Genomic DNA, 24,718 nt, shown 5'->3' with positions numbered 1-24,718 from the left:
AAAGGAGAGAAGATGGGATGGGGCTGGATGTTCTATTTAAAATTGCGGGGGTAGGTATTCTGATTTCAGTTTTTCACACGGCATTAAAGCAAGCCGGTAAAGAGGATATGGCTCATTTATGTACACTTGCCGGTTTTGCCCTTGTATTGCTATGGGTTGTACAACTACTAGGGCGGCTATTTACCACCGTCCAGGACGTTTTTAAGCTGTTCTAAGGAGCGAAACTATGGAAATCATCCAAATTATTGGGTTGGGCTTTGTAGTTACGGTACTGATTTTAATAATTAAACAGCAACGCCCCGAAATCGCCGTCCAACTTGGATTAACATTGTCGGCTATTATATTTCTAATGGTCTTAAGCAAACTTAATGTCGTCCTTGACCTGTTCCGTGATTTAGCCGAAAAGGCTAATGTCAGTCAAATGTACCTAAATACCATCCTAAAAATTATTGGTATTGCTTATGTAACAGAATTTGGTGCGCAGATATGCCGAGACGCTGGTGAAGGTGCTGTTGCCGGTAAAATAGAATTTGCCGGAAAAATACTGGTGATGGTTATGGCTGTCCCGATAATTGCGTTAGTATTAGATACAATCGTTAAACTCATTCCTTAAGGTGGAGGGTGCATGAAAAAATTAGTAATAGTACTAATGTTAATTTTATGCAGTAATATTGGAATGGCGGCCCCAGATACCAACCAGGAATTACCTCTTGATTTACTGGAGAGCTCGTCTGTTAATAATATCAATCATTTTATCCAAACGGTAAATTCAGAACTAAACGAGGATATTCCCCTCTTAACTGCCTCCACCATAAAAGATATTGCTGCTAAAGGCCTAGACTTCAATTGGCATACATTGAGCAATAAATTGATTACCTATTTATTCAAAGAACTGGCAACTAATATCCATCTTATGGGTAAATTATTGTTTTTAGCTGTTTTATGTGCCCTTTTACAAAATCTACAGAATTCTTTCGAGAGATCTGCTATTTCCCTAATATCGTACAGTGTTTGTTTTATATTCTTGAGTGTAATAGCCCTTAGCGCCTTCTATCAAGGATTAACAATGGCCAGAGAAACGGTAGGCAATATGGTAGGTTTCATGGAAGCCTTGCTGCCACTCTTATTATCTTTGTTAGCGGGTGTGGGCGCACTGACCTCTGTAGCACTTTTTACACCACTTATGCTGCTTGTGGTAAGTATGACCAGTGTAGTTGTAAAAGATATTATTTTACCTCTTCTTTTTTTGACAGCCATTTTGGAATGTGTAAATTTTCTGTCGGGAAACTATAAACTCAGTAACCTGACGGGGGTTCTGAAACAATCCGGTATGGTAATCCTAGGCTTAGTATTGGTCGTATTTATTGGGATTATCAGCATTCAGGGAGTTGCCGGAAGTGTTGCCGACGGTTTAACTTTGCGAACGGCTAAATATGCAACAGCGACATTTATTCCGGTAGTAGGTAAAATGTTTGCTGATACAGTTGAACTGGTTATGGGAGCTTCACTCTTACTAAAAAATGCAGTTGGTATTTTTGGTGTTCTTGCTATCTCACTCTTATGTGCCTTGCCGCTAATCAAGCTCATTTCTTTGGTCATAGTCATAAAGATAGCGGGAGCGCTCATTCAGCCAATGGGCGATGAAAAAATGGCTAAATGCCTTGATGCCATGGGAAATAATCTTTTATTAGTATTCGGAGCGTTACTGACAGTTGCATTGATGTTCTTCTTAGTTGTAACTATGATTATCGGTGCTGGCAGCATCGCTATGATGCTTCGTTAGTGTAGGTGATGATATGATAGAATCCATTACACTTTGGATAAAAAGCATAATATTTGTAGTATTATTTGCTTCATTTTTGGAGCTACTGCTACCTAGTAATAATATGCAACGATTTGTTCGGGTCATTCTGGGCTTGTTCATAATGCTGGCGATTTTGAATCCTGTAATCGGTGTTATTGAGAAAGGATTGGCTTCAGATCAATTACCGGCACTGGCAGCACGAACAGAAAATAATCTTGATCTAAATATTCTTAGTGCCGCCAATAACGTTGCTGGAAAACGTGAGCAAATTGCCCGTGATATGTATATAAGAGATTTATCAAAACAGATTAGGGCAACGGTATTACCAATTGATGGTGTTGCTGACGCAAAAGTAACTGTGAGTATTGATACGGAGTCTGACCAAAAAAGTAAGAGCATCGGAAAGATAAAGAATGTGGTTATATATATAGAACCTGGTATACCAGCCGAAAGAAAGGTTACCAAAATTACTATAAACCATAGCGCCGCTGAGGTAGCGAATGATTCGGAAAAATTGCCCTCGGCTCTAGTCGCTAAGGTAAAAAAGTCAATCTCAGAGTTATATCAAATTAAAGCCAATCAAATAGAAGTTAAGCGTTTAAATTAAGGAGGTCGAACATAGTGGCACCAGGAACGTCCCTAAAGGAATGGCTTTCAGGAACCAAAAAAATTATGCCTAGCCAAATTTTAAAAGCTGGGGCTGTTAACACAAGATTAATCTGGCTGGGATTGCTCGGAATTACATTGCTGATGATTGGCGGAATTTATGAACCGTTTACCGAAAAACCTAAACCTTCTGTAGCTGCTGAAACACCAAAGAGTGCTCAAATCACAAGCCGCAGTTACGAAGATGCTCTTGAAAGTAAGCTAGCTAATTTATTGGCACAAGTAAAAGGAGCAGGGACAGTATCTGTGAATATAACTCTCGAAACCAGCGGTGTACAGGAACATGCCAAAAATATTACTAAAGAAACAAAAACTATCCAGGAAAAAGATACATCAGGTGGGATTCGCACGACAACCGAAACCAAAGAATCTGAACAAGTTTTACTAAGTAAAGAAAACGGAGCGGACAAACCTGTCATGATACGGGAATATAAACCGGTAATTAAAGGTGTGTTAGTTGTGGCCGAAGGAGCATATGATTCCACTGTAAAAGCAAATCTTACTAAAGCTATCGAATCAGGCTTGGGGATTCCACCATACAAGATTACAGTTCTCCCCCAAAGAAAGTGAGGTAGAAGAGAATGAAGATAATCTCTGTTTTTTCACTAAGTAAAATAGGAAAAATTGCTGCCTTTGTAGTAACGATAGGTATACTTTCCATAGTAGCCACCAGCGCTTGGAATTGTGTTCAGGACATGCGCCAAGCCAGGGCCAATCGTTCAAATGCTTTGCAAGTTACCAAACCAATGGTTCCTGACCAGGTTATTCCAGTCATGGCTCCGGACTTTTTTACTGAATATCGCTTAGAGCGCGATAAAATTAGAAGTGAAAGATCTGATCTATTGCGTGAAATTATCAAAAATGCAAAAACAGAAGATGACCGGCACCAAGCACAAGAAACTATTATAAAAATGACTTTAGAAAAGCAACGTGAAGTCGAAATGGAAAACCTAATTAAAGCGAAAGGTTTTAACGATGCATTAGTTTTTATTCGGGATAATTCGGTTAGTGCAGTAGTAAAAACAACAGCACTTACTAAAGAAGAAGTTGTACAAGTGGCCGAAGTCATTAGCCGTGTTGCCGGAGTAAAACCTGAAGATATAACGGTTAGTGCCAAACCATAGCAGAGTTTTTCGCTCTGCTCATCTTTTTTTTAAGCCAAATTGTAAAATTGGAAAAACCTTGGTATAATAATGTAGTTATAAGATATTTATATATGTAATAGATTTTAATGTAAGAGATTTTTGGGGGGGTTGGCGTGGAAAAGAGGGAACGCATGGAAAAAACAGAACATACTGATGTTGGCTCTATTAGGATAGCTGATGAAGTTGTTGGTATTATTGCCGGACTTGCCGCAACTGAAATTGATGGGGTTGCTGGCATGAGTGCTGGTCTGGTAGGCGGTATCGCCGAAATGCTGGGTAAAAAGAACCTTTCCAAAGGTGTTAAAGTTGAAGTTGGCGAGCGCGAAGCGGCAGTAGATTTATATATTATTGTTGAATATGGTGTACGTATTCCCGATGTAGCTCTTCGAGTTCAGGAAAACGTCAAACGAGCTATTGAGTCAATGACTGGACTTGAGGTTGTTGAAGTTAACATTCACGTTCAAGGTGTAGGTTTTGCTCAAGAATCTAAAGAAGAAGATATCAGGGTAAGATAAAGTAGACTTAGCTTCAGAGGAGGGTTTAACCCCACTGAAGGTTAGTCGCCCTTATCCAGGGACTTAGCCGAACTTAACTCCAGCTTTGAAAAGCGGGAGTCTTAGAGCGGGTTAGTCATCGGATAAATTGGAAAAGGCCAAAGAAAGGAGACACTATGGGAATCATTGACCGCATTATTCTATCTATTTACACATTTTTACTGACCTTTTTGTCAGTTGCTGTACTTCTCCTGTCTTTACGCCTTATTCCTTTGGAATTGGCGTGGACAAGCCTCACGTATGTGTATGGTCAATGGGAAGCTTCGCTGGTTGGTGCCGTATTCTTCTTAATAAGTATTAGACTACTCTTGGCCGGTCTACGTTCGCGTAAGGCGAAAGATACCATTGTTCACCATAACGACATGGGTGATGTGCATATTTCTTTAGATGCCGTGGAAAATTTGGTGGAGAAAGTTGCAAGGCATATTCGTGGAGTACGCGGCATTAAAGTTAATATTAAACTGGCTGACCAAGGAATTGCCGTCCAGATGAAAGCTATTGTAAGTCCTGAAAGCCATGTTCCGACTGTCGCTAGTGAAATTCAAACGCGGGTTCATGAATACATAAAAAACACCGTGGGTATAGAATTGGCTGACGTGCAGGTTATGGTAGAAAATATCAGTAATGATTTCAAAAGTAAACAGCGAGTTGAATAGGGGTGTCAGAAATTGAATACCAAGTTATGGGAAGAAATCTGGCAGCATCATAGTGGCAAGATTCTTGGTGTACTGTTAGGCTTTATTATCGGTATTCTAGTCATAACTTTCGGCTTTTTCCGTACACTATTTATTGCATTGTGTGTAATTGCAGGTTATGTAGTCGGCAAACGAATTGACCAAAAAGAAGATATCATGGAAATATTGGACAAACTGTTACCGCCTGGCTATAACCGGTAACAGTTTTAAGAAAGAGGGAGCTTATGAGCCGCAGAAAGGCCCGTGAAATGGCTGTGCAAGCATTATTTCAACTAGATTTTAATTCAGATGTAACCAAAGAAGAAGCACTTAATTCAGTGTTTAGTGAGCGTGAAGACATTAATGAAAGCACCAAACTTTACGCACAATCATTGGTGGAAGGTACTCAGAACAATTTAGCAGCAATTGATGAATATATCTCCGCGCTTTCACGGGAATGGAAAATCGATCGAATGGCTGGTGTTGATCGTAATATTGCAAGAATGGCTATTTATGAAATGAAATATAGTAACGAACGCCTCCAGGCCGGTGTTGCAATTAATGAAGCTGTCGAATTAGCCAAGACTTTTGGCACCGAGGACTCTAGCCGTTTTATTAACGGAATCTTAGGGTCAATTGTAAAAAATAAAGAATTATCATGAGCTATGTATTAGGGATAGATACTAGTTGCTATACTACCTCAGTTGCTATACTGAACAATGAGGGACAACTAGTTGCAGACAGCCGGCGAATTTTGCAGGTAAAAGCCGGTAGGCGCGGCTTGCAACAATCGGAAATGGTATTTCAGCATACCCGTAACTTACCTGAACTATTTATTGACGCATGCCAACAGCTTGATACGCCTATACGCTTTAAAGCCATAGGCGTATCCGCTTTTCCCAGACCATTACCCGACTCATATATGCCTGCTTTTTTAGTGGGAGAAGGTTATGCCAAAGTACTGGCTCTAAGCCAGGGTGTTCCATTATATCGCATAAGCCATCAGGAAAACCACATGTTTGCCGGCCTGTGGTCAGCTAACGGCCCTACTGCCGAAAGTTTTTTAGCCGTACACTTATCTGGAGGAACAACTGAAGTTCTTCAAGTAACTAGAAGGTCAGATACAAAACGCCTAGATATAAAAATCCTGGGCGGAAGCCAGGATATCCATGCCGGTCAACTAGTTGACCGTATTGGCGTTTTGCTTGGACTGAATTTTCCAGCCGGTGTTCACTTGGAAATTTTGGCTAAAACGAATCAAGAAAGTCTTATTAAGATACCTGTAACTGTCCGTGATGCTTCTGTTAGTTTTGCAGGGCCGGAAACCTATGTCCGAAAACTTGTTGCGCAGAATGTACCAGCAGCAACCATTGCCGCCAGCGTACAATTATGTATAGCTCGTGCCGTAACCACCATGATTAAGAACGCTATAACACAAACCTCACTTCCTAATGTACTACTGGTTGGTGGAGTAATGGCAAATCAGTCTATTAGACAATATCTTTTTCAGGAATTAGAGGCCGTAAATATTGCTAAATTACACTTTCCAAATAACGTTTACAGCCCCGATAATTCGGTTGGTGCTGCTTATTTTGCATTAACCTGCCAATAGCTTTTCAAGCACCATTCCATTGTCCTTGGCATATGATACAAAAACTCATACGCCAGGAGGTGACACCATGGTACCCTACGTTCTAGCAGGTGCTGTAATCGGCTCAATAGTTGGCCATCTTATTCCACCAGGATATTGCTTCTGGTTCGTGGTGGGAGGGGTAAGCGGGTATTTAGCACAACGCTATTGGGGATCAAGGTTTTAGGATCGGTTTAGTGTGAATAAACTTTTTACCCAGACTTATGTCTGGTTTTTTTTGCATTTATAGGTTATTATTATTAACAGTTGTGATATAACAGGGTAATTTAAAAATACTATAAAATTGTGGGATTAATGGAGTAAATATGAATAATATTTATACCGTCACAGATTTAACAAAATATATCAAGACTTTATTTGACCGGGATCACAAATTATTATCGGTTTTTATAAGAGGAGAATTATCAAATTTTAAATGCCACTATTCGGGGCATTGCTATTTTACATTAAAAGATGCTAATTCCCAAATTAAGGGAGTAATGTTCAAAAGCCGTGCTCAGTTCTTAAAATTCGAGCCGCGTAACGGCCTTAAAGTAGTAGCTTGTGGTCAAGTTACAATATTTGAACGCGATGGACAATATCAGCTTTATGCTGACCAGCTTATACCAGATGGGGTAGGAGAACTTAATATTGCTTTTGAGCAGCTCAAAGAAAAGCTAGCCGCCGAAGGACTGTTTAATGAAGACCGTAAGCAGCAACTGAGATTATTGCCTAGGTCAGTTGGAGTAGTGACATCCCCTACTGGAGCGGCACTTAGAGACATAATTACAGTAGCCAAACGCAGACATCCCAGCATCCCGCTTGTTCTATATCCTGTTCAAGTCCAGGGAGCGGAAGCGCCTGGACAAATTGTTGAGGCTATTCGTACTTTTAACCACTTAAAAAATGTAGATGTTATCATTGTCGGTCGCGGAGGCGGTTCGATAGAAGAGTTATGGGCTTTTAATGATGAAAAAGTGGTACGAGCTATAGCTGCCTCAGTGATTCCGGTAGTATCGGCAGTTGGACACCAAACAGACTATACATTAGCCGACTTTGCCGCCGACCGCCGTGCGGCAACGCCTTCGCAAGCAGCGGAAATTGTTGTACCAGATGTTCAAGAATTGAAACGGTATATAACCACATTACAAACCATGTTGGAAACTGGAATTAAATCATATATTAAAGAGCGAAGGCAAGTTGTCTCCAAGCTACGTGACAGTAGAGTATTTACTCAACCGGAACGGCTTCTTGCCGAGCACCGGCAATTAGTTGATTCTTATGTAGAAAGACTCGGACAAGCAACGCGAAAAATTATAGTAGCAAAACAACATGATTTAAAAGTAAACACCGAAAAACTTGCCATGTTAAATCCGCTTGCTGTTCTTGCCAGGGGTTATGGTCTAGTTCGTACTCAAGATGGACAAATTGTAAGCAATGCTGATCAGGTAAATACAGGACAGCAACTAGAGATAATTTTGAAACAAGGACGCCTTGAAGTTGAGGTAATAAAGGCAAAGGAGGAAAAAAATGGCTAATAAGACAAGTAATAAGCAAAACAATGTATGTTTTGAAGAAGCTCTTGGTAAATTAGAAGTAATTGTAAAACAACTAGAAACGGGCGAATTACCCCTTGAAGAAGCTTTAGATAAATTCAGTCAAGGCATCTCCCATGCTAAGCTCTGTTTTGAACGCCTAAGTGCCGCGGAAGCACAGGTTGATAAAATTCTCCAGCAAGAGAATGGGAAGTTAGTAGAGCGGCCGCTCAATTTGGTAGAGGGGAATTAAAATGACAAAAAACACATTATCTCAGTATTGTAAAGATAAAATCCAATTAATCGATAAGGCTCTTTCACAATATATCCCAGAGCAAAATTATCCACCAATTATATATGAATCCATGCGCTATAGTCTGTTTGCCGGCGGTAAACGCCTCCGTCCAATTATGCTAATGGCCGCTGGTGATGCTGTAGGCAAAGATGGCACCAGTTTTTTGCCTGTGGCCTGTGGTTTGGAAATGATTCATACCTATTCACTTATCCATGATGATTTACCGGTTATGGATAATGATGACTACCGTCGAGGCAAACTTACCAATCATAAGGTATACGGAGACGGAATTGCCATCCTGGCAGGAGATGGGCTCTTAACTGCTGCTTTCGAGACCATGCTGTCCCAAACCAATGTCGAACCCCAAGTCCTTATTACGGTTGTCAAAGAAATTGCGGCAGCTGCTGGCCCTGCCGGTATGGTCGGCGGACAAGTGGTAGATCTTGAATCCGAAGGAAAAACTATAGATGCAAAAACGTTGGAATTTATGCATCAGGCAAAAACAGGTGCGTTATTCAAAGCGGCCTTGCGTGCCGGAGCCATGTTGGCAGGTGCTAATCAGGAACAACTCCGTGCCTTATCTTGCTACGCTGACCAATTTGGTTTGGCATTTCAAATTACTGATGACATCTTGGATGTTACTGGCACGCAAGAGAAAATCGGTAAACCGGTAGGCAGCGACATAAGAAATCACAAAGTAACTTATGTAACTCTCCATACGTTGGAAGGTGCTAAGCAATTAGCACATCAGGCGGTAAATAGTGCATTATGCAATTTAAATGACTTTGGTCCGAAAGCTGAAACACTGCGCCAATTGGTAAATCATTTAATAAATCGAGAAGCTTGAGGTGTAGATTATGGCCGAATTCCTGGCTGGATTAGGAAAAAATACTATTTTAATGTCAACAATAACTGCTTGGTTTACGGCTCAGATTTTAAAAACAATAACATCTTTTTTACGCAAAGGCTCTTTCACCGCCGAGCGGCTTGTCGGCGCCGGCGGTATGCCCAGCTCACATACAGCTTTAGTAGTAAGTTTGGCTGTAGGTATTGCTCTCCGTGAAGGGCTCGACTCTGATTTGTTTGCCCTGGCGGTAGTACTGGCAGGGATAGTAATGTATGATGCAGCCGGAGTACGTAGAGCGGCCGGCAAACAAGCTAAAGTTCTTAACAAGCTGGTACGCGAAATGCGGGTAGAGCACAAGGTAAAAGATACTAGACTTAAAGAACTGTTAGGCCATACACCGATCGAAGTATTAGGTGGTGCTGTTCATGGTACTCTTATTGCCTATTTGTTTTATATATTTTATAGATGAATGTTAATCTGCAGTTATGCTATAATAGTTTTGGTAAAATACTTTTTACCATAGCTGCCATTAAATAGCATAAATAGCAGACATTAGTCAAGGAAGCGGGGAACTAGTTTGGGTAAACTGCTTGATAGTATTAACGAACCGCGCGATCTCAAGAAACTTTCATTAGCCCAATTGGAAACGCTTGCCGGAGAAATCCGTCAGCTCCTTTTAAATACAGTCGCAGCCAATGGCGGACACTTAGCTCCTAATTTGGGAGTTGTCGAACTTACGCTGGCTCTCCATAAAATGTTTGAGAGTCCTAAAGATAAGTTCATTTGGGATGTCGGTCATCAAGCCTATGTACATAAAATTTTAACAGGGCGCCGGGAAGATTTTTCAACCCTTCGTACTGCCGGAGGCATTAGTGGCTTCCCCAAACGTTGTGAAAGCCAACATGATGCTTTTGGTGCCGGCCATTCTAGCACCTCAATATCATCAGCACTGGGAATCGCATTGGCCCGAGACCTGTCCGGAGAAAAGCATAATGTTATTGCTATAATTGGCGATGGCTCAATGACAGGTGGACAGGCCTTTGAAGCGCTTAATCATGCTGGCCATTTAGGCATCAATCTTACGGTAATTTTAAATGACAACGAAATGTCTATTGCAAAAAATGTAGGTGCTCTCTCCGAGTACCTGGCTAAGATGCGTACAGCACCTACTTATTCAAAAGTAAAGCATGATATAGAATATTTGCTCAGGCGTATCCCGGCAATTGGCGACAGCGTTGCCAACACAGCCGAGCGGGTTAAAGACAGTTTGAAATATCTATTAGTACCTGGAGTTTTATTTGAAGAACTGGGCTTTACCTATTTCGGCCCGATTGACGGACATAATATTCCTTCCATCATGGATGTTCTTAATAAAACTAAAAGTGTTAAAGGCCCCGTGCTTATACACTTACTCACCCAAAAAGGCAGGGGGTATGCCCCGGCGGAGCGTAATCCGGATAAATTTCACGGTGTAGGGACTTTCTGTATTGAAACAGGTGAAGTAAAAAAGAAAGCGGGTGCCGCACCTGCTTATACTCAAGTATTTGGTGACGCACTGGTTAAACTAGCTGACCAGAATAATAATATTGTGGCTATAACGGCAGCTATGCCAGATGGTACAGGATTAAAAAAATTTGCCGCAAAATTTCCAAAACGTTTTTTTGACGTTGGCATTGCGGAACAACATGCCATAACCTTGGCCGCTGGTATGTCAACGCAGGGAAAACGCCCGGTAGTTGCTATCTATTCTACATTCATGCAACGGGCTTATGATCAAATTTTACACGATGTATGCCTGCAGAACCTCCCGGTTACTTTTATGCTTGACAGGGCGGGCATAGTTGGCGAAGATGGGGCAACACACCATGGTGTATTTGATTATTCCTTCTTACGCCATATTCCTAACATAGTAATAATGGCTCCAAAGGATGAAGATGAGTTGCAGCATATGTTATATACCGCAACTGAAATAAATGCTCCTGTTGCAATTCGTTATCCACGTGGAAGTGGTCTTGGGGTAAACCTAAAACCTGAATTCACCAAACTTGAAATTGGTAAAGCCGAAGAACTAAAGACGGGTAACGATGTTGTCTTTCTTGCAGTAGGAGCTATGGTAGAGCCTTGTTACAGAGCCGCCGCCATTTTAGCTGAAAAAGGAATTTCAGCCGGTATAGTAAATGCTAGATTTATCAAGCCACTGGACGGTCAATTGATTCGGCATCTAGCGCGTGATACCGGTCTTATCGTTACTGTTGAGGATAACGTCTTAGCGGGAGGGTTTGGTTCGGCCGTACTTGAATATATAAATTCTCAAAACCTCAACTGGGTAAAATTACTCAGGCTTGGCTTACCTGATAAGTTTATTGAGCATGGTACCCGTAATTATTTATTAAATAAATACGGCTTAGATGAACAAGGCATTGTAGCTAGTGTAGAAACTTTTATCCGGCAGTTTGGAGTACGAAGATGACAGTAGAGCGATCCAAAGAACGGCTTGATGTTTTATTAGTAGAAAAAGGCTTGGCTGCCAGTCGCGAACGGGCTAAAGCCTATATTATGGCTGGAATTGTAACCGTTGATGGCCAAAAAATTGATAAAGCCGGTTCTCTTATACCCGTTACTGCAACAATTACCGTTCATGGCGATAGTATTGGCTATGTAAGCAGGGGCGGACTGAAACTGGCTAAAGCACTTGCTTATTTTAGACTTGACTTAACAGGAAAAGTAATGGCAGACGTAGGCGCTTCAACAGGCGGGTTTACTGATTGCGCACTAAAAAATGGAGCTGCAAAGGTATACGCCATTGATGTTGGTTACGGACAGCTTGCATGGTCACTGCGCACAGATGAGCGTGTAGTAAATATGGAACGAACTAATATCCGCAATATTAAACCTGGGGATTTGGGGGAGCCGTTGGACTTTGTATCCATAGATGTTGCTTTTATTTCCCTCGATAAGGTTTTGCCTGTAGTAAAATCATTGCTAACACCTCAGGGTACCGTGATTGCACTTATTAAACCGCAATTTGAGGCAGGACGCGAAAAAGTTGGGAAAAAAGGCGTAGTGAGAGATCCGGCCATTCATCGTGAAGTTATTAACAATGTTGTTGCCACAGCAAATTCGCTATCTCTCACGCCGTTAGGTCTTACTTATTCGCCAGTAAAAGGCCCCGAAGGCAACATAGAGTACTTATTGTACCTGGCTAATAATTTAACCGATACGGTAATAGATGCTGAAATGATTGCCGCTATAGTCATTGATGCTCATGCCAATTTAACGGGATGACGGAGGACCATAGATGTGTTGACTGTAGGATTGTTTCCTAACACTAAAAAGCAAAGCATTAGTACTGTGTTGGGTTGGATTATACAATATTTTAAAGAACGAAATATAAGAGTAGTAATGCCTGAAGATACTGCGTTTGAGCTTAATTATTCTCATTTGGCAGGCAAAATGGAATCTCTCAAAAGCGAAATTACATTTGGAATTACTTTGGGCGGGGACGGAACACTGTTAAATACCGCCAGGGAAATCGCCCCTTTTGGTATACCTGTCTGTGGCGTAAATATGGGGAATCTTGGTTTCTTGACTGAAATTGAGTTGCCAGAATTAAACACTGCATTAGATAGACTGATTAACCGCGATTATTACATAGAAGAACGGCTTATGTTAGATGCTGTTGTAATTCGAAATGGCAGCCCGATTTACATTTCGCCAGCTTTAAATGATGTCGTTGTCGCCAAGGGTGGATTTTCCCGCATGATAAAACTAAAACTATTTATTGACGAAGCACTAACTGCCGAGTACCCTGCCGACGGACTTATTATCTCTACGTCCACCGGTTCAACAGGATATTCTTTGTCTTCAGGCGGACCTATTGTTAATCCAAAACTTAAAGTAATTGTTATTACCCCGATCTGCCCGCATACCCTTCATTCCCGTGCCTTAGTTATTTCTGAACGGGAGGAAGTAAAGGTACGGATGCAGGCTACTCACGATGATATTGTGCTTACAGTAGATGGTCAGAATGTATATAGCTTATTGCCAGACGATACAGTAGTCGTCCGGCGTTCGCCCTTTAGAGCAAGGTTCATCAGATTTACCGGTAAAAGCTATTACGAAACACTGCGCACCAAATTAAGACGAGGCGATCGCGATGGAAGTTGTTAATGCGGTCACGATGGCACATCATTTTATACACCCGAAGCTAAGTACTGCGAACCTGGTGATTGATGCTACCGCAGGCAATGGTTATGATACTTTATTTTTAGCCGAAAATACGCCAAAGAAAACCACTATTGTTTCCTTTGATATTCAGGCTGAGGCTCTAGCCAAAACCGAGATTTTATTAAGTAAGCATAGTCTCCTCTACAAAGTTCGACTGATTTTAGATAGTCATGCCAATATTGCCAATTATATTAATCAACCAATTGATGCTGCTATGTTTAATCTTGGTTATTTACCAGGTGGTAATCATTTAGTAAGTACATCCCCGGATACGACACTACAAGCGATGACCAACATATTACAATGTCTTAAAACTAAAGGACTTATAACTATTGCTGCCTATCCAGGCTATGAACATGGCAGGGTTGAGTGTCAGACAGTCCATGAATATTTAACTAATTTAAATCAAAAAGCTTTTACCGTTGGTTGTTGGTCTATGGTTAATCAGAAAAACAATCCTCCGGTTTTGTATATAATTCAAAAAAATAAGGAGTGGACAGCTTGAAAGCTCTACGTCACTCAAAGATTAAAGAAATAGTTGACCGCCATATAATTGAAACCCAGGAAGAGTTAGCCGATATGCTTAGTAAACAAGGAATTGATGTTACGCAAGCCACCGTTTCGAGAGATATCAAAGAACTAATGCTTATAAAAGTACCAACAGGTGACGGGAGATATCGCTATGCTTTTCCCCCTGAACAAAATGTAGTTTTGTCGCAAGCCCGAATGGAACGCACTTTTCAAGACTCAATAGTAACTATCGATTATAGCCAAAATATTATCGTCCTGCGTACTTTACCTGGTACCGCCCAGGCTGTCGCTTTTACGATAGACTATGTAAAATGGCCCCATATTCTCGGTACAGTTGCTGGTGATGACACTATTTTTGTGCTTGTAAAAACACTTGACGCCGTTCCACAAGTCATAGCAAAATTCCAATCGCTAATGGGCAATGGAATGTAGCTTGTTTTGAGGAGAGATAAGAAATGCTAAAGTCAATGACTGTCGCCAATTTTGCGCTGATTGATAGAGCGCATATCGAATTTGTCTCCGGTCTCAATATCTTAACTGGTGAAACTGGGGCCGGCAAATCTATATTAATTGATGCGTTATCAGTTATTATCGGCGGCAGAGCCTCAGTCGATTCGATTCGCACTGGGGCTGACCATTTCCGTGTTGAAGCTGTTTTTGATATTTCTAATGCAGATTCTATAAACAATATTCTTAACGAACAAGAAATAGCTCTGGAAGATGATGGTACCTTAATTCTGACCAGGCGGTTAACCAAACATGGCAAAAATTCCATTTTTATAAATGGCTGTCAGGTTACGCTGGCCACATTAAAAAAACTTGGTGAAAAACTTGTTGATATGCACGGTCAACACGAAAATCAGGCGCTTCTAAAACCGGAAGTTCATTTAGCTCTTACGGATTCGTTTGCCGCCGAAATTAATCCCAAGCTAGAGGATTACCAACAAGTATATAAATCCTGGCAAAAAGTTAAAACCGAACTTAGAGCAATTACGCAAAATTCACGCGAACGTTTGCAGCGAGAAGAAATGCTAGCCTGGCAAACACAAGAAATTGCTGCAGCTGCTTTAATCCCCGGGGAAGAAGAGAAACTGGAAAGCCAGGTAAAAGTACTAGCTAACGCTGAAAAAATTTCTAACGCTATATCCCGCTCCTATATGTTGTTAAGCCAGGGAAATAACAAAGGTTTCAACGGTATCGTCGCATGTCTTTCTGATATAAAGCACGACCTTGAAGTTGTTACTAGATTTGATAAAGCTATTGATCAGCCGCTCAATGTTATTACCGAGTCCTTATATCAATTAGAAGAAACGATGACAGAACTAAGGGATTACCGGGAGAACATTGATTTTAATCCGACAAAATTAACAAAACTTCAGGACCGGCTTGACATAATCTATAAGCTTAAGAAAAAATATGGCGCAACAGTAGAAGATATATTGGAGTATTATGAGCGTGCCAATTCTGAGTTAGCTGCCATTACGAACTATGATGAACAGTTAAATCAGCTCGAACAAGAGGAGAGAGAGTTAGCACTTAAACTCGTACAGTTAGCAGATCAACTCCACGAACTCCGCTGTAAAGCGGGTCAAAAAATGGCTGAACTTGTATCGTCTCATTTAGCTGATTTGGGTATGTCAAAAGCACAGTTTATTGTTGATGTTAATCGACACCAGCAATTTACCGCCAATGGAGCCAGTGATGTCATTTTTCTTTTTTCTGCAAACCCAGGTGAAGAGCCTAAGTTGTTGCACAAAATTGCATCAGGCGGGGAACTGTCTCGCATAGCACTGGCTATTAAAACCGTTTGCTCTGAACGCGATGAAACGACTACTATGGTATTTGATGAAGTCGACACGGGAATTGGCGGGCAAACAGCCCAGAAGGTGGCTGAAAAAATTGGAAGAATTGCGGCTTTTGGCAAACAAGTTTTGTGTATAACCCATCTTCCACAAATCGCCTCAATGGCGGATTGCCACATTTATATTGATAAAATCGTCGAGGAAAATCGAACCATAACACGCATTGCTATCTTAAATACTGATGCTCAATTAACTGAATTGGCTAGAATGTCTTCCGGTGAAATAACCCAACTTTCTATCGAAAACGCGGCTCAAATGTTAGAAACTGCAAAGATAAAAAAAGAAAACTGGTAAAATAAAGCGCAAGCGTGAGCTTGCGCTTTATTTTGTCTAAATACATAGGAAAATCAGCTTCCAAGACAATAAATGCTAATAAATCCGGAATAATCCCCTTGAAATTCGGGAAATTCTAAATTTGCAGCCGGTTGAAATATAAAAATTTTTACGAGGTGAACGCAGTAGACGTAAATTTGGGAAGAATGTAATAGGGAGTGATGGAAGAAAACATGACAAGATTTAAACAGCTATTAAGTAGCAGGTTAATTTTGGCAATCTTGATTATTAGTGCACTCTTTGCATTTTGTTTTTCTCCCCAATTCCGAAATATTTACGGTCTTCCCATGCATATCAGGGTTATTGAAGGCGAAACAGCTCTATTTGAGGTAAATTTCCCGCTTTCTGTTAGTGTTAAGCATGATAGTGACAGTATCCGTATCCAAAACTCTGATTTTTTACCAATAATGGCATTATCAAGACCAGTATTCCTAGAACCTGTCAAGCTTGGTCAATCAACGGTAGAATTTAAGTTATTTGGTATAATACCGTTTCGAACTGTACAAGTTGATGTTTTGCCACCAGTCAGTTTAATTCCCGGAGGCCACTCTATTGGTGTTGTATTACGTTCTCAGGGAGTTATTGTTGTTGGTAACTCACCGGTATTAAACACGCAGGGCCAATATGTTACTCCAGCCAAAGACGCAGGTATCGTAGTAGGCGACGTAATTATCAGCATTAATGGCACACCGGTTCAAAGTGATACTCAAGTAGCAGAAATAATTGACGAAAATGGCAGAAACAATCATAATATTGATATTTTACTTAAACGAACAGAAGGTCAGCAGCATGTTGCAGTAACACCTGTTTTATGTAATGATACTAAACGATATCGGATTGGACTATTTGTACGTGATAGTGCAGCCGGAGTAGGTACATTATCTTTTTACGATCCAGAATCTCAAGTATATGGAGCGTTGGGTCATGTAATAACCGATAGTGACACGAATCTGCCAATAGACTGCGAACAGGGTAAAATTGTTCTTGCCACAGTTTCAGGCATCCAACATGGAAAACGGGGACATCCGGGAGAAAAGATAGGTGTTTTTATTGAAGAAGACCAGCTATTGGGGAATATTAACAAAAATACCCAGTTCGGAATTTATGGTGAGTTAACTTCTAAATTACCAAATGAAAAATATCCTCAAGCCATCCCGGTAGCTTCTATGAGCCAAGTTCAAGTTGGACCAGCTGAAATGCTTACGGTGGTTGACGGCCAGACAATTGAACAATTTAGTATAGAGATACAAAAAATTAACCTCCAAGAAGCGCCGGAAAGTAAAGGTTTAGTGATTAAAGTCACTGACCAAAGACTCTTAGAAAAGACCGGTGGAATTGTACAGGGTATGAGCGGAAGTCCTATTATTCAAAACGGTAAAATTGTTGGGGCAGTAACCCATGTTTTTGTTCATGATCCAACTAGCGGCTACGGCTGTTTCATTGATTGGATGCTTATGGAAAGCGGCATTATTCCTAAAAATCAACGTCATTCTGCCAAGAAACTGTTTACGTTTTTTGGCAGTTTTTTTATGCAATTTACTTAATCGCTATTGGTTTACTGTATTGTTATTAATTATATCTAAGTATATAATTAAAATAATGTTGGCAATAAATTTAAAAAATATGGTTTTTTTTTCCAAGCCAGGAAGGATATGGCGCAAGCTTGTCGAATACATTCTATATACATAGAAGATTTTGCAGGGAGGATGCCAATGGTGATGGTAAGAGAAACAATTAAGGTAGCTATCGCTGACGATAACAAAGAGTTTTCGGAAATTCTGCAAGAATGTCTCAACCGGGAACCCGACATTGAGTTAGTTGGTGTAGCTTATAATGGAGAACAAATGTTGTCCATTATTGATGAAAAATCCCCAGATGTTATTGTCTTAGATATTATTATGCCTCATCTCGACGGTATCGGTGTTTTAGAGCGAATTAACGTATCCACTAATAAACGGCCAAAGGTTATTATGCTAACCGCATTTGGTCAGGAAACCATAACACAACGGGTAGTAGAATTAGGCGCTGACTATTATGTTTTGAAACCATTCAATATGGACGTGCTCATCAGTAGAATTAGACAATTAGCCGGAGCCGTCACAACTAGCAGACCGATTGCTGCAGCCGCCACTATGCCGGTAGTTAAGACGCGGCCAATGGATGTGGAAGTTACAAATATCATTAGAGAAATTGGTATCCCGGCCCATATTAAAGGATACCAGTATCTTCGCGATGCAATTATGATGATTGTAACAGAAGTAGAGCTTTTAGGAGCTGTAACGAAAGTCCTATATCCTATGATTGCCGAGAAGTACTCCACCACCCCTAGCCGAGTAGAACGGGCTATTCGTCATGCTATTGAAGTTGCGTGGAATCGAGGAAATATTGATATGATTAATAAATTGTTCGGTTATACTATCAAACTCGATAAAGGGAAACCTACTAATTCAGAATTTATGGCGATGATTGCCGATAAGCTTCGTATGGAAATGAGAGCTAGCTAACTTAGCAAACCTTCAGACAATCAGTCTGAAGGTTTGTTTTTGTATTGCAGGATTTTTTATACAAACAATGAATAAAATAACTTAGAAAAAAGATATCTGGAGGCATGCGATGCAGCAATATAAAATACTTGCAATTAATCCAGGTTCAACATCAACTAAAATTGCTGTGTATACGAATGAACAAATAGATTTTGAACAAGTTATCCGCCACAGTACTGAGGAACTTAAAAATTTCACTAAAATTTACGATCAGTATGATTATCGGCTGCAGTTAGTAGAAAAAACGTTAGAAGATCATAATATTGAAATCAGCCATTTATCAGCGATAGTAGGGCGTGGTGGTCCATTAAAACCTATCACAAGCGGTACCTATACCGTTAATAAGACCATGTCTGAAGATCTAAAAGTGGGTGTACAAGCTGAACATGCATCCAATCTAGGCGGATTACTAGCTAAAGGTATCGCCGGTAAGGTAGGAATCCCATCTTTTATTGTTGATCCTGTGAGCGTAGATGAATTTGATCCCATCGCCAGAATTTCGGGTATCCCGGAAATTCCCCGCCGCAGCTTGATCCATGCGTTAAATATGAAAGCAGTGGCTCATAGGGTTGCTAATGATTTACATCGAGAGTATAACTCACTCACGCTAATCTTGGTTCACCTAGGCGGCGGAATTACCGTAGGAATTCAAACAAGCGGAAAAATGATTGATGCATCTAATCCTGTTGATTCGGGCCCGTTTTCGCCTGAACGTGCCGGTGGTGTACCTTCCAGCGATTTAGTTAAAATGTGCTATTCCGGTGAGTACAGCTTTAATGAAATGAAGAAAAAGCTCGTCGGTAACGCTGGCTTGGTAGCACATCTAAATACCAATGACGGGCGCGAGATAGAAAATCGTATAGCTAACGGTGATGCTAAAGCAGCACTTATTTATGAAGCCATGGCTTATCAAATCGCCAAAGAAATCGGGGCCATGGCAACCGTTGTAAATGGTGAGTTGGATGCAATTGTCTTAACCGGCGGCATGGCTCACTCCAAACTGCTGGTTAATATAATAACAGAACGGGTTAATTTTATCGGCAAAGTTTTAGTGTATCCTGGAGAGGATGAACTACAGGCTCTGGTAGAAGGAACGTTACGGGTGTTGCGCGGGGAAGAGCAAGCCAAAGTATATGAATAAAGTAGGTAGGGAACGATATGGAAAAAAATCGCATAACAATTTTCCTAGGGGAATTCGGCAGCGGTAAAACTGAGTTAGCGGTCAATTACGCATTACAATTAAAAGCACAGGGATCAGATACTGCCATAGTGGATATTGATTTAGTGAAACCTTATTTTCGCACGAGAGAAAATCGTCAATTATTAGAAAAAAGTGGAGTTAAAGTAATTGCACCCGACTCCCGGTTATCACACGCTGACTTACCGGTTCTGCCGCATAATATGATTGAGGTGTTCTCACAAGCACAAATTAAAGTTGTAATGGATGTTGGCGGTGGTGAATCAGCCATTGTATTAGGCCAACTCAACCGCTATTTTGAACAGGCAGGTTATCAAGCTTTACTCATTATTAATACCAAACGCCCGTTTACTAAAGATGTTGATAGCATTATAGGTACCCTACAGCGTATTGAAGCAGTATCACGTCTCAAAATCAGCGGGCTTGTAAGCAACTCCAATTTAGGCCAAGAAACTACTGTTGAACATATCTATCAAGGTTTGGAAATTGTAAAACAGGCGGCTGAACAATTATCTTTGCCGGTTGCCTGGGTAGTTGTTCCTGAATGGCTCCAAACAAAAGTTACCCTTGACGAACCAATGTTTGTCCTAAAACCCTACACGCAATATCCGTGGATGGATTAACGGTATAGAAAAACCGTGGCTTGTCCACGGTTTTTCGCTTAATGTATGTTTCTAGTAATAACTTCACGCAGAGTATTATAATCTTTACTTAAATTTTGTAATTCCTTAAGTAAATCTTTAACCTTGCCACTAAAATAAAGGCCGTTTTTTACAACTGCCGTCATTAGGACATCCCTCCTTATGGAGGTAATATATGTTTACATTTGGAAGTTTATACCATTTTCTTTTTTAGGAGGCTATTATGTCACGCTCAAATAATGATTTATATGAGAAACCACTTACTTCCACCAGCATATTTGAAGGAAAAATTCTTAAATTAAGACGCGACGAAGTACTTCTCCCAAACGGAAAGACAGGCACTAGGGAAGTAGTAGAGCATCCTGGCGCCGTTGCAATCGTACCCAAAACGAAAGATGGCCATATTATATTAGTTAGACAGTTTCGTCATCCAATCAGACAAGTTATTCTTGAGGTGCCCGCAGGCAAACTTGATCCGGGTGAAAAACCAGAAGCGTGCGCTTTAAGGGAGTTAGCCGAAGAAACCGGATTTGTTGCGAATAAGTTGCAAAAATTAACTTCCATATTTACAACCCCCGGCTTTTCTAATGAGATTATCCATTTATACGTAGCCGAAGATTTAGTTAAATCAGACAAACAGCCTGATGAAGATGAGTTTATAAATACTGAATTGTATAGTCCTGACCAAATTCGCCAAATGATTGCTCACGGCGAAATTTGTGACGCAAAGAGTTTGGTAGCACTATGTTTGGCTGGGATATAAGATGCTAAATCAATATTTTGCAGATTTACATATTCACGTCGGAATGAGTGAAAGCGGTAAATGGATAAAAATCCCTACTTCCCGCCATCTAACTGTCCGAGAAATATTACAGGAAGCCGCAGAACGCAAGGGTATGAATCTTATCGGTGTCATAGATGCTCTGTCACCGTTAGTTTTAGCTGATATTAGGGTGCTAATCGAAGAAGGTCTGCTTGTTCCGGTTAGTGGTGGAGGTTATCTTTATAAAGACAAGCTTCTTCTGATACTTGGTGCAGAAATCGAAACGAGAGAATTACATGGTGGCTTAGCACATACATTAGTTTTCACGCCGGATATTGATACAATGGTAAAGTTTTCAGCTTATATGAGCCAATTTATCCGCAATATTAACCTTAGTTCCCAAAATGCTCATATGCCCCTAAAACAACTTGTGCAGATTGCCTCAGGCTTTGAATCACTGATTGTTCCAGCTCACGTTTTTACCCCGCATAAAAGTCTATACGGCGTATGCTGCGCCAGAATATCACACATTTTATCGGATAAGGACATGTATAAACTAGCAGCCGTCGAACTTGGTCTTAGTGCTGACAGCATTATGGCAGATAGAATTGCTGAATTAAATGAATATACATTTTTCACTAATTCAGATGCCCATTCTTTAGACAAGATCGCACGTGAGTACAACATACTTGCCATGGAAAATTTATCGTTTGAAGAATTAGCAAAAACCATGTCCCGAACCGGTACAAGGCAGGTTAAAGCAAACTATGGTCTTGATCCCCGGCTAGGAAAATATCATCGAACTTTTTGTGCTAATTGTAATTATACCGACACCGATGGGCTTCAAGAAAATCACTGTCCTAAATGTAATAGCAGCAATTTAATTAAAGGCGTATTTGATAGAATCAATGAAATAGCTGATTACCCTAAACCACATCATCCTAGTCAGCGGCCACCATATCTCTATCAAATTCCTTTGGAATTTATCCCCGGGCTTGGCAAAAAAACACTTGTTAAACTCTTAACAGAGTTTAACACAGAGATGAATATTTTGCATAACGTTTCCTACGAGGCGCTGTGCGAAGTATCTGGCAGCAAACTAGCTGATTTTATTATCAGTGCCCGTACCGGGACCGCGGCTATTGCTGCAGGCGGCGGCGGTATTTATGGCCGGGTATTAAAATAAATAATAAAAGAATCGTACGTAGTCAGCTATCCCATTAAAAATAGGTGGACAAATAGGTCTAAATAGTTTTAGCGGAACATATATTGTAGCAGGTACTTGCAGGGAGGTACATGCATGCTAAAACTGCTTCGCAGGAATGTTATCGACTACATTCGAGCCCATATTGTCGCCTATTTTTTTATGATACTAATTTTTGTTATTGGGATAGTAATTGGAGCAATGGCTGTAAAAACACTGCCTGATGAGCAAAAAAGCGAGCTCATTGGCTACTTACGAGTATTCTTTCAAGGCTTAAGCGAACATCCGGAAGGGATAACCGATACCCATACACTTTTAATCAATGTACTCGTAAATAATGCCAAGATTATTGCCATTATGTGGTTGTTAGGTTTTACAATTGTCGGAATACCATTTGTATTATTTATAGTATGTTTACGGGGATTTGTTATTGGCTTTACTGTCGGCTTCCTTGTTAACGAATACATAATGAAGGGATTATTGTTTGCAATTGCCTCCGTACTGCCACATAATTTTCTGGCAGTACCGGCCATTTTAGCCACAGGGGTGTCTGCAACTACTTTTTCATTAATGTTGGTACGACAAAAGAATAAAGGTAAAACCAATCTCTTTTATAGCTCAATCGCTTATTCAATATTTTGCTTGACCATGCTGGTAATTATGCTGGGAGCTGCCTTGGTAGAAGTATATGTTTCACCAGTATTTATGAAAACGGTAGCACTTATAATCCTTAAGCAATAATAAGCTGCACCATAGTGTGTAGTTTTTTATCCTGATAGAAAGTTAACTTTCGCCTGGATAAGGGCAACATCGGCTTCCGCTTACGCCAAGGCTCGGCGTAAGCCGTGTTTTCTTTATTGTATTCTTACAAATAACTCCTAAAATGTGAATAAACCTAGTCTCTGTGGAATATGTATGATATTAAGTAATCCAGAACCATTTATATACTGTTACGGGGAGGAGTGAAGTGAAAGCGAATGGTAGTGACGTTTTCTTGGCGAGGTGCCCTAAAGAAATCTAGATTAGTTGTTAAAATCGTCCTATTAACGCTTATTCTCTTCTACATTCTACCCAAATTAGTGACTTTGTTTTGGCAGTTTAATAGTCCTGGTCTGAAAATACGTGACCAACATTTGCTTGAAAAACCGTTACGGGTTATGGCTGCTTCCAATATGGCTGACCATTTCAGTAATGACATAGATTATCAGGCTTTTACAAAAAAACACTAAAAATTCACAAAACATTTTCATACAAATAAAGGAAAAGTAAACTTCATGTTGAATAAAGAACTAGACCAGATACTGTAAATATGTCAGCCGGAAATCTGGGAAGGAAAAAGGGTGGTAAAATAAAATGGAATCGTATGTTAACGAATTTATTAACTATCTTGCAGTTGAGCGTGGCTTAGCTCAAAATACGCTAGAATCCTATGGGCGGGATTTACGGCAGTTTCACACATTTTTGCAAAATAGTCAATTAGATTTTTTACGGAACTCTAATCGTGACACCATCCTAAGTTATCTTAACAGTCTTCAAGTAAAAGGACGGGCTGTTTCAACCATATCACGAAATCTTGCTGCTATAAAATCCTTCTACCAATATCTTGTTAGAGAACGCCATATTGAAAAAGATCCCGCTGTCAATTTAGAATCGCCCAAGCTTGAAAAAAAACTGCCGAAAATTCTTAGTATTACCGAAGTGGAAGAGTTGTTAAAACAGCCTAACACTTTCCAGCCTACCGGTCTTCGGGATAAAGCGATGCTGGAATTGTTGTACGCAACAGGCATTAGGGTTTCAGAATTAATCTGCCTCAACATATCCGATGTCAACTTAGATATGGGATACATAAAGTGCTATGGAAAAGGCGCTAAAGAACGTATTGTTCCGTTAGGTTCAATTGCTGCTAAATGTGTGCAAGAATACATTGGCAAGGGACGCACAAAGTTAGTTCGTACCTATGATGAGCCTTCTTTATTTGTTAACCATCATGGCAATCGGCTTACACGCCAAGGCTTCTGGAAAATCATTAAGAAGTACGCATTAGAGGCTAATATCACTAAGGAAATTACTCCTCATACTCTGAGACACTCATTTGCCACACACCTCTTAGAAAATGGCGCAGATCTACGCTCGGTTCAGGAGATGCTTGGTCATGCAGACATTTCTACAACACAAATTTATACACATGTAACCAAAAATCATCTAAAAGAAGTATATGATAAAACCCATCCTCGAGCATAATAGTAGGAGTAATATACACACTAAA

General features: G+C 40.4%; 31 protein-coding genes. 30 read left to right on the top strand and 1 reads right to left on the bottom strand.

All coding sequences use genetic code 11. The features are described 5' to 3' along the window. Positions 1 to 17: 17 nt before the first annotated feature. The 26 genes from spoIIIAC to SRRS_RS12945 all read left to right on the top strand — a co-directional run bounded on the left by spoIIIAC (position 18) and on the right by SRRS_RS12945 (position 20,467). Positions 18 to 215: a stage III sporulation protein AC gene (gene spoIIIAC, locus SRRS_RS13070; protein ID WP_371369464.1), complete on the top strand. Its 198-nt coding sequence runs from the start codon at positions 18 to 20 to the stop codon at positions 213 to 215. 11 nt (positions 216 to 226) lie between these two features. Next, entirely contained in the window at positions 227 to 613 is a 387-nt protein-coding gene (spoIIIAD, locus tag SRRS_RS13065; protein ID WP_371369462.1) for a stage III sporulation protein AD, read from the top strand. A gap of 12 nt (positions 614 to 625) precedes the next feature. Next, on the top strand, positions 626 to 1,783 hold the full coding sequence (gene spoIIIAE, locus SRRS_RS13060) for a stage III sporulation protein AE (protein ID WP_371369460.1): 1,158 nt from the start codon (positions 626 to 628) through the stop codon (positions 1,781 to 1,783). 13 nt (positions 1,784 to 1,796) lie between these two features. Beyond that, on the top strand, positions 1,797 to 2,411 hold the full coding sequence (gene spoIIIAF, locus SRRS_RS13055; RefSeq protein WP_371369458.1) for a stage III sporulation protein AF: 615 nt from the start codon (positions 1,797 to 1,799) through the stop codon (positions 2,409 to 2,411). Between the two features lie 14 nt (positions 2,412 to 2,425). Beyond that, positions 2,426 to 3,040, top strand: a complete 615-nt coding sequence (locus SRRS_RS13050) for a hypothetical protein (protein WP_371369457.1) — start codon at positions 2,426 to 2,428, stop codon at positions 3,038 to 3,040. Positions 3,041 to 3,051: 11 nt separating this feature from the next. Further along, complete coding sequence (locus SRRS_RS13045) at positions 3,052 to 3,594, top strand: SpoIIIAH-like family protein (protein WP_371369455.1); 543 nt, start codon at positions 3,052 to 3,054, stop codon at positions 3,592 to 3,594. 134 nt (positions 3,595 to 3,728) lie between these two features. After that, complete coding sequence (locus SRRS_RS13040; protein WP_371369453.1) at positions 3,729 to 4,130, top strand: Asp23/Gls24 family envelope stress response protein; 402 nt, start codon at positions 3,729 to 3,731, stop codon at positions 4,128 to 4,130. Positions 4,131 to 4,285: 155 nt separating this feature from the next. Then, positions 4,286 to 4,825, top strand: a complete 540-nt coding sequence (gene amaP, locus SRRS_RS13035; RefSeq protein ID WP_371369452.1) for an alkaline shock response membrane anchor protein AmaP — start codon at positions 4,286 to 4,288, stop codon at positions 4,823 to 4,825. 12 nt (positions 4,826 to 4,837) lie between these two features. Further along, positions 4,838 to 5,065, top strand: a complete 228-nt coding sequence (locus tag SRRS_RS13030) for a DUF2273 domain-containing protein (protein WP_371369450.1) — start codon at positions 4,838 to 4,840, stop codon at positions 5,063 to 5,065. Positions 5,066 to 5,088: 23 nt separating this feature from the next. Then, positions 5,089 to 5,505: a transcription antitermination factor NusB gene (gene nusB / locus SRRS_RS13025; protein WP_371369448.1), complete on the top strand. Its 417-nt coding sequence runs from the start codon at positions 5,089 to 5,091 to the stop codon at positions 5,503 to 5,505. Further along, complete coding sequence (locus SRRS_RS13020; protein WP_371369446.1) at positions 5,502 to 6,455, top strand: O-sialoglycoprotein endopeptidase; 954 nt, start codon at positions 5,502 to 5,504, stop codon at positions 6,453 to 6,455. The genes nusB and SRRS_RS13020 overlap by 4 nt, the downstream gene beginning before the upstream one ends. Positions 6,456 to 6,522: 67 nt before the next feature. Then, the gene (locus SRRS_RS13015; RefSeq protein WP_371369444.1) at positions 6,523 to 6,660 is read left to right on the top strand and encodes a hypothetical protein; all 138 of its coding nucleotides are present in this window, start codon (positions 6,523 to 6,525) and stop codon (positions 6,658 to 6,660) included. Between the two features lie 139 nt (positions 6,661 to 6,799). Then, positions 6,800 to 8,011: an exodeoxyribonuclease VII large subunit gene (xseA, locus tag SRRS_RS13010; RefSeq protein WP_371369442.1), complete on the top strand. Its 1,212-nt coding sequence runs from the start codon at positions 6,800 to 6,802 to the stop codon at positions 8,009 to 8,011. Continuing rightward, positions 8,004 to 8,261 carry an exodeoxyribonuclease VII small subunit gene (gene xseB / locus SRRS_RS13005; RefSeq protein WP_371369440.1) on the top strand — a complete coding sequence of 86 codons (258 nt, stop codon included), beginning with the start codon at positions 8,004 to 8,006 and terminating at the stop codon, positions 8,259 to 8,261. The genes xseA and xseB overlap by 8 nt, the downstream gene beginning before the upstream one ends. Before the next feature lies 1 nt (position 8,262). Next, positions 8,263 to 9,150, top strand: a complete 888-nt coding sequence (locus SRRS_RS13000) for a polyprenyl synthetase family protein (RefSeq protein WP_371369438.1) — start codon at positions 8,263 to 8,265, stop codon at positions 9,148 to 9,150. A gap of 10 nt (positions 9,151 to 9,160) precedes the next feature. After that, positions 9,161 to 9,619, top strand: a complete 459-nt coding sequence (locus SRRS_RS12995; RefSeq protein WP_371369436.1) for a divergent PAP2 family protein — start codon at positions 9,161 to 9,163, stop codon at positions 9,617 to 9,619. A 108-nt stretch (positions 9,620 to 9,727) separates the two neighbouring features. Continuing rightward, complete coding sequence (gene dxs, locus SRRS_RS12990) at positions 9,728 to 11,620, top strand: 1-deoxy-D-xylulose-5-phosphate synthase (protein ID WP_371369434.1); 1,893 nt, start codon at positions 9,728 to 9,730, stop codon at positions 11,618 to 11,620. Continuing rightward, positions 11,617 to 12,435, top strand: a complete 819-nt coding sequence (locus SRRS_RS12985; RefSeq protein WP_371369432.1) for a TlyA family RNA methyltransferase — start codon at positions 11,617 to 11,619, stop codon at positions 12,433 to 12,435. Before dxs ends, SRRS_RS12985 begins: the two co-directional genes overlap by 4 nt. 15 nt (positions 12,436 to 12,450) lie before the next feature. Further along, positions 12,451 to 13,320, top strand: coding sequence for an NAD(+)/NADH kinase (locus SRRS_RS12980; protein ID WP_371369430.1), 870 nt, complete (start codon positions 12,451 to 12,453; stop codon positions 13,318 to 13,320). Next, the gene (locus SRRS_RS12975) at positions 13,307 to 13,882 is read left to right on the top strand and encodes a class I SAM-dependent methyltransferase (RefSeq protein WP_371369428.1); all 576 of its coding nucleotides are present in this window, start codon (positions 13,307 to 13,309) and stop codon (positions 13,880 to 13,882) included. Before SRRS_RS12980 ends, SRRS_RS12975 begins: the two co-directional genes overlap by 14 nt. Continuing rightward, positions 13,879 to 14,340 (top strand): arginine repressor, encoded by a 462-nt coding sequence (gene argR, locus SRRS_RS12970; RefSeq protein WP_371369427.1) that lies wholly within the window; start codon positions 13,879 to 13,881, stop codon positions 14,338 to 14,340. Before SRRS_RS12975 ends, argR begins: the two co-directional genes overlap by 4 nt. Before the next feature lie 23 nt (positions 14,341 to 14,363). Then, complete coding sequence (gene recN / locus SRRS_RS12965; RefSeq protein WP_371369426.1) at positions 14,364 to 16,064, top strand: DNA repair protein RecN; 1,701 nt, start codon at positions 14,364 to 14,366, stop codon at positions 16,062 to 16,064. A 212-nt stretch (positions 16,065 to 16,276) separates the two neighbouring features. Continuing rightward, entirely contained in the window at positions 16,277 to 17,647 is a 1,371-nt protein-coding gene (gene spoIVB, locus SRRS_RS12960) for a SpoIVB peptidase (protein WP_371369425.1), read from the top strand. Positions 17,648 to 17,821: 174 nt separating this feature from the next. Next, a complete protein-coding gene (gene spo0A / locus SRRS_RS12955) occupies positions 17,822 to 18,607 on the top strand; it encodes a sporulation transcription factor Spo0A (protein WP_371369816.1) in 786 nt (261 codons plus the stop codon). A gap of 109 nt (positions 18,608 to 18,716) precedes the next feature. Further along, the gene (buk, locus tag SRRS_RS12950; RefSeq protein ID WP_371369424.1) at positions 18,717 to 19,787 is read left to right on the top strand and encodes a butyrate kinase; all 1,071 of its coding nucleotides are present in this window, start codon (positions 18,717 to 18,719) and stop codon (positions 19,785 to 19,787) included. 17 nt (positions 19,788 to 19,804) lie between these two features. Further along, positions 19,805 to 20,467: a hypothetical protein gene (locus tag SRRS_RS12945; RefSeq protein WP_371369422.1), complete on the top strand. Its 663-nt coding sequence runs from the start codon at positions 19,805 to 19,807 to the stop codon at positions 20,465 to 20,467. A gap of 38 nt (positions 20,468 to 20,505) precedes the next feature. On the opposite strand, the gene SRRS_RS12940 is transcribed toward SRRS_RS12945, so the two are convergent. Beyond that, positions 20,506 to 20,631, bottom strand: coding sequence for a hypothetical protein (locus SRRS_RS12940; protein WP_371369420.1), 126 nt, complete (start codon positions 20,629 to 20,631; stop codon positions 20,506 to 20,508). A gap of 77 nt (positions 20,632 to 20,708) precedes the next feature. Here SRRS_RS12940 and SRRS_RS12935 point away from each other — a divergent pair, with 77 nt between their 5' ends. From SRRS_RS12935 to xerD, 4 genes are all read left to right on the top strand, one after another. Beyond that, a complete protein-coding gene (locus SRRS_RS12935; protein WP_371369419.1) occupies positions 20,709 to 21,248 on the top strand; it encodes an NUDIX hydrolase in 540 nt (179 codons plus the stop codon). 1 nt (position 21,249) lies between these two features. Continuing rightward, a complete protein-coding gene (locus SRRS_RS12930) occupies positions 21,250 to 22,434 on the top strand; it encodes an endonuclease Q family protein (protein ID WP_371369417.1) in 1,185 nt (394 codons plus the stop codon). Between the two features lie 114 nt (positions 22,435 to 22,548). After that, the gene (gene spoIIM, locus SRRS_RS12925; protein ID WP_371369415.1) at positions 22,549 to 23,193 is read left to right on the top strand and encodes a stage II sporulation protein M; all 645 of its coding nucleotides are present in this window, start codon (positions 22,549 to 22,551) and stop codon (positions 23,191 to 23,193) included. A gap of 612 nt (positions 23,194 to 23,805) precedes the next feature. After that, entirely contained in the window at positions 23,806 to 24,693 is an 888-nt protein-coding gene (gene xerD / locus SRRS_RS12920; RefSeq protein WP_371369414.1) for a site-specific tyrosine recombinase XerD, read from the top strand. The last annotated feature ends 25 nt before the right edge of the window (positions 24,694 to 24,718 follow it).

Origin of the sequence: Sporomusa rhizae (genome assembly GCF_041428845.1) — a bacterium.
Classification (GTDB): domain Bacteria; phylum Bacillota; class Negativicutes; order Sporomusales; family Sporomusaceae; genus Sporomusa; species Sporomusa rhizae.
Note: the sequence above shows the minus strand (reverse complement) of the source record. Positions and strands in the feature narration are given on the sequence as shown.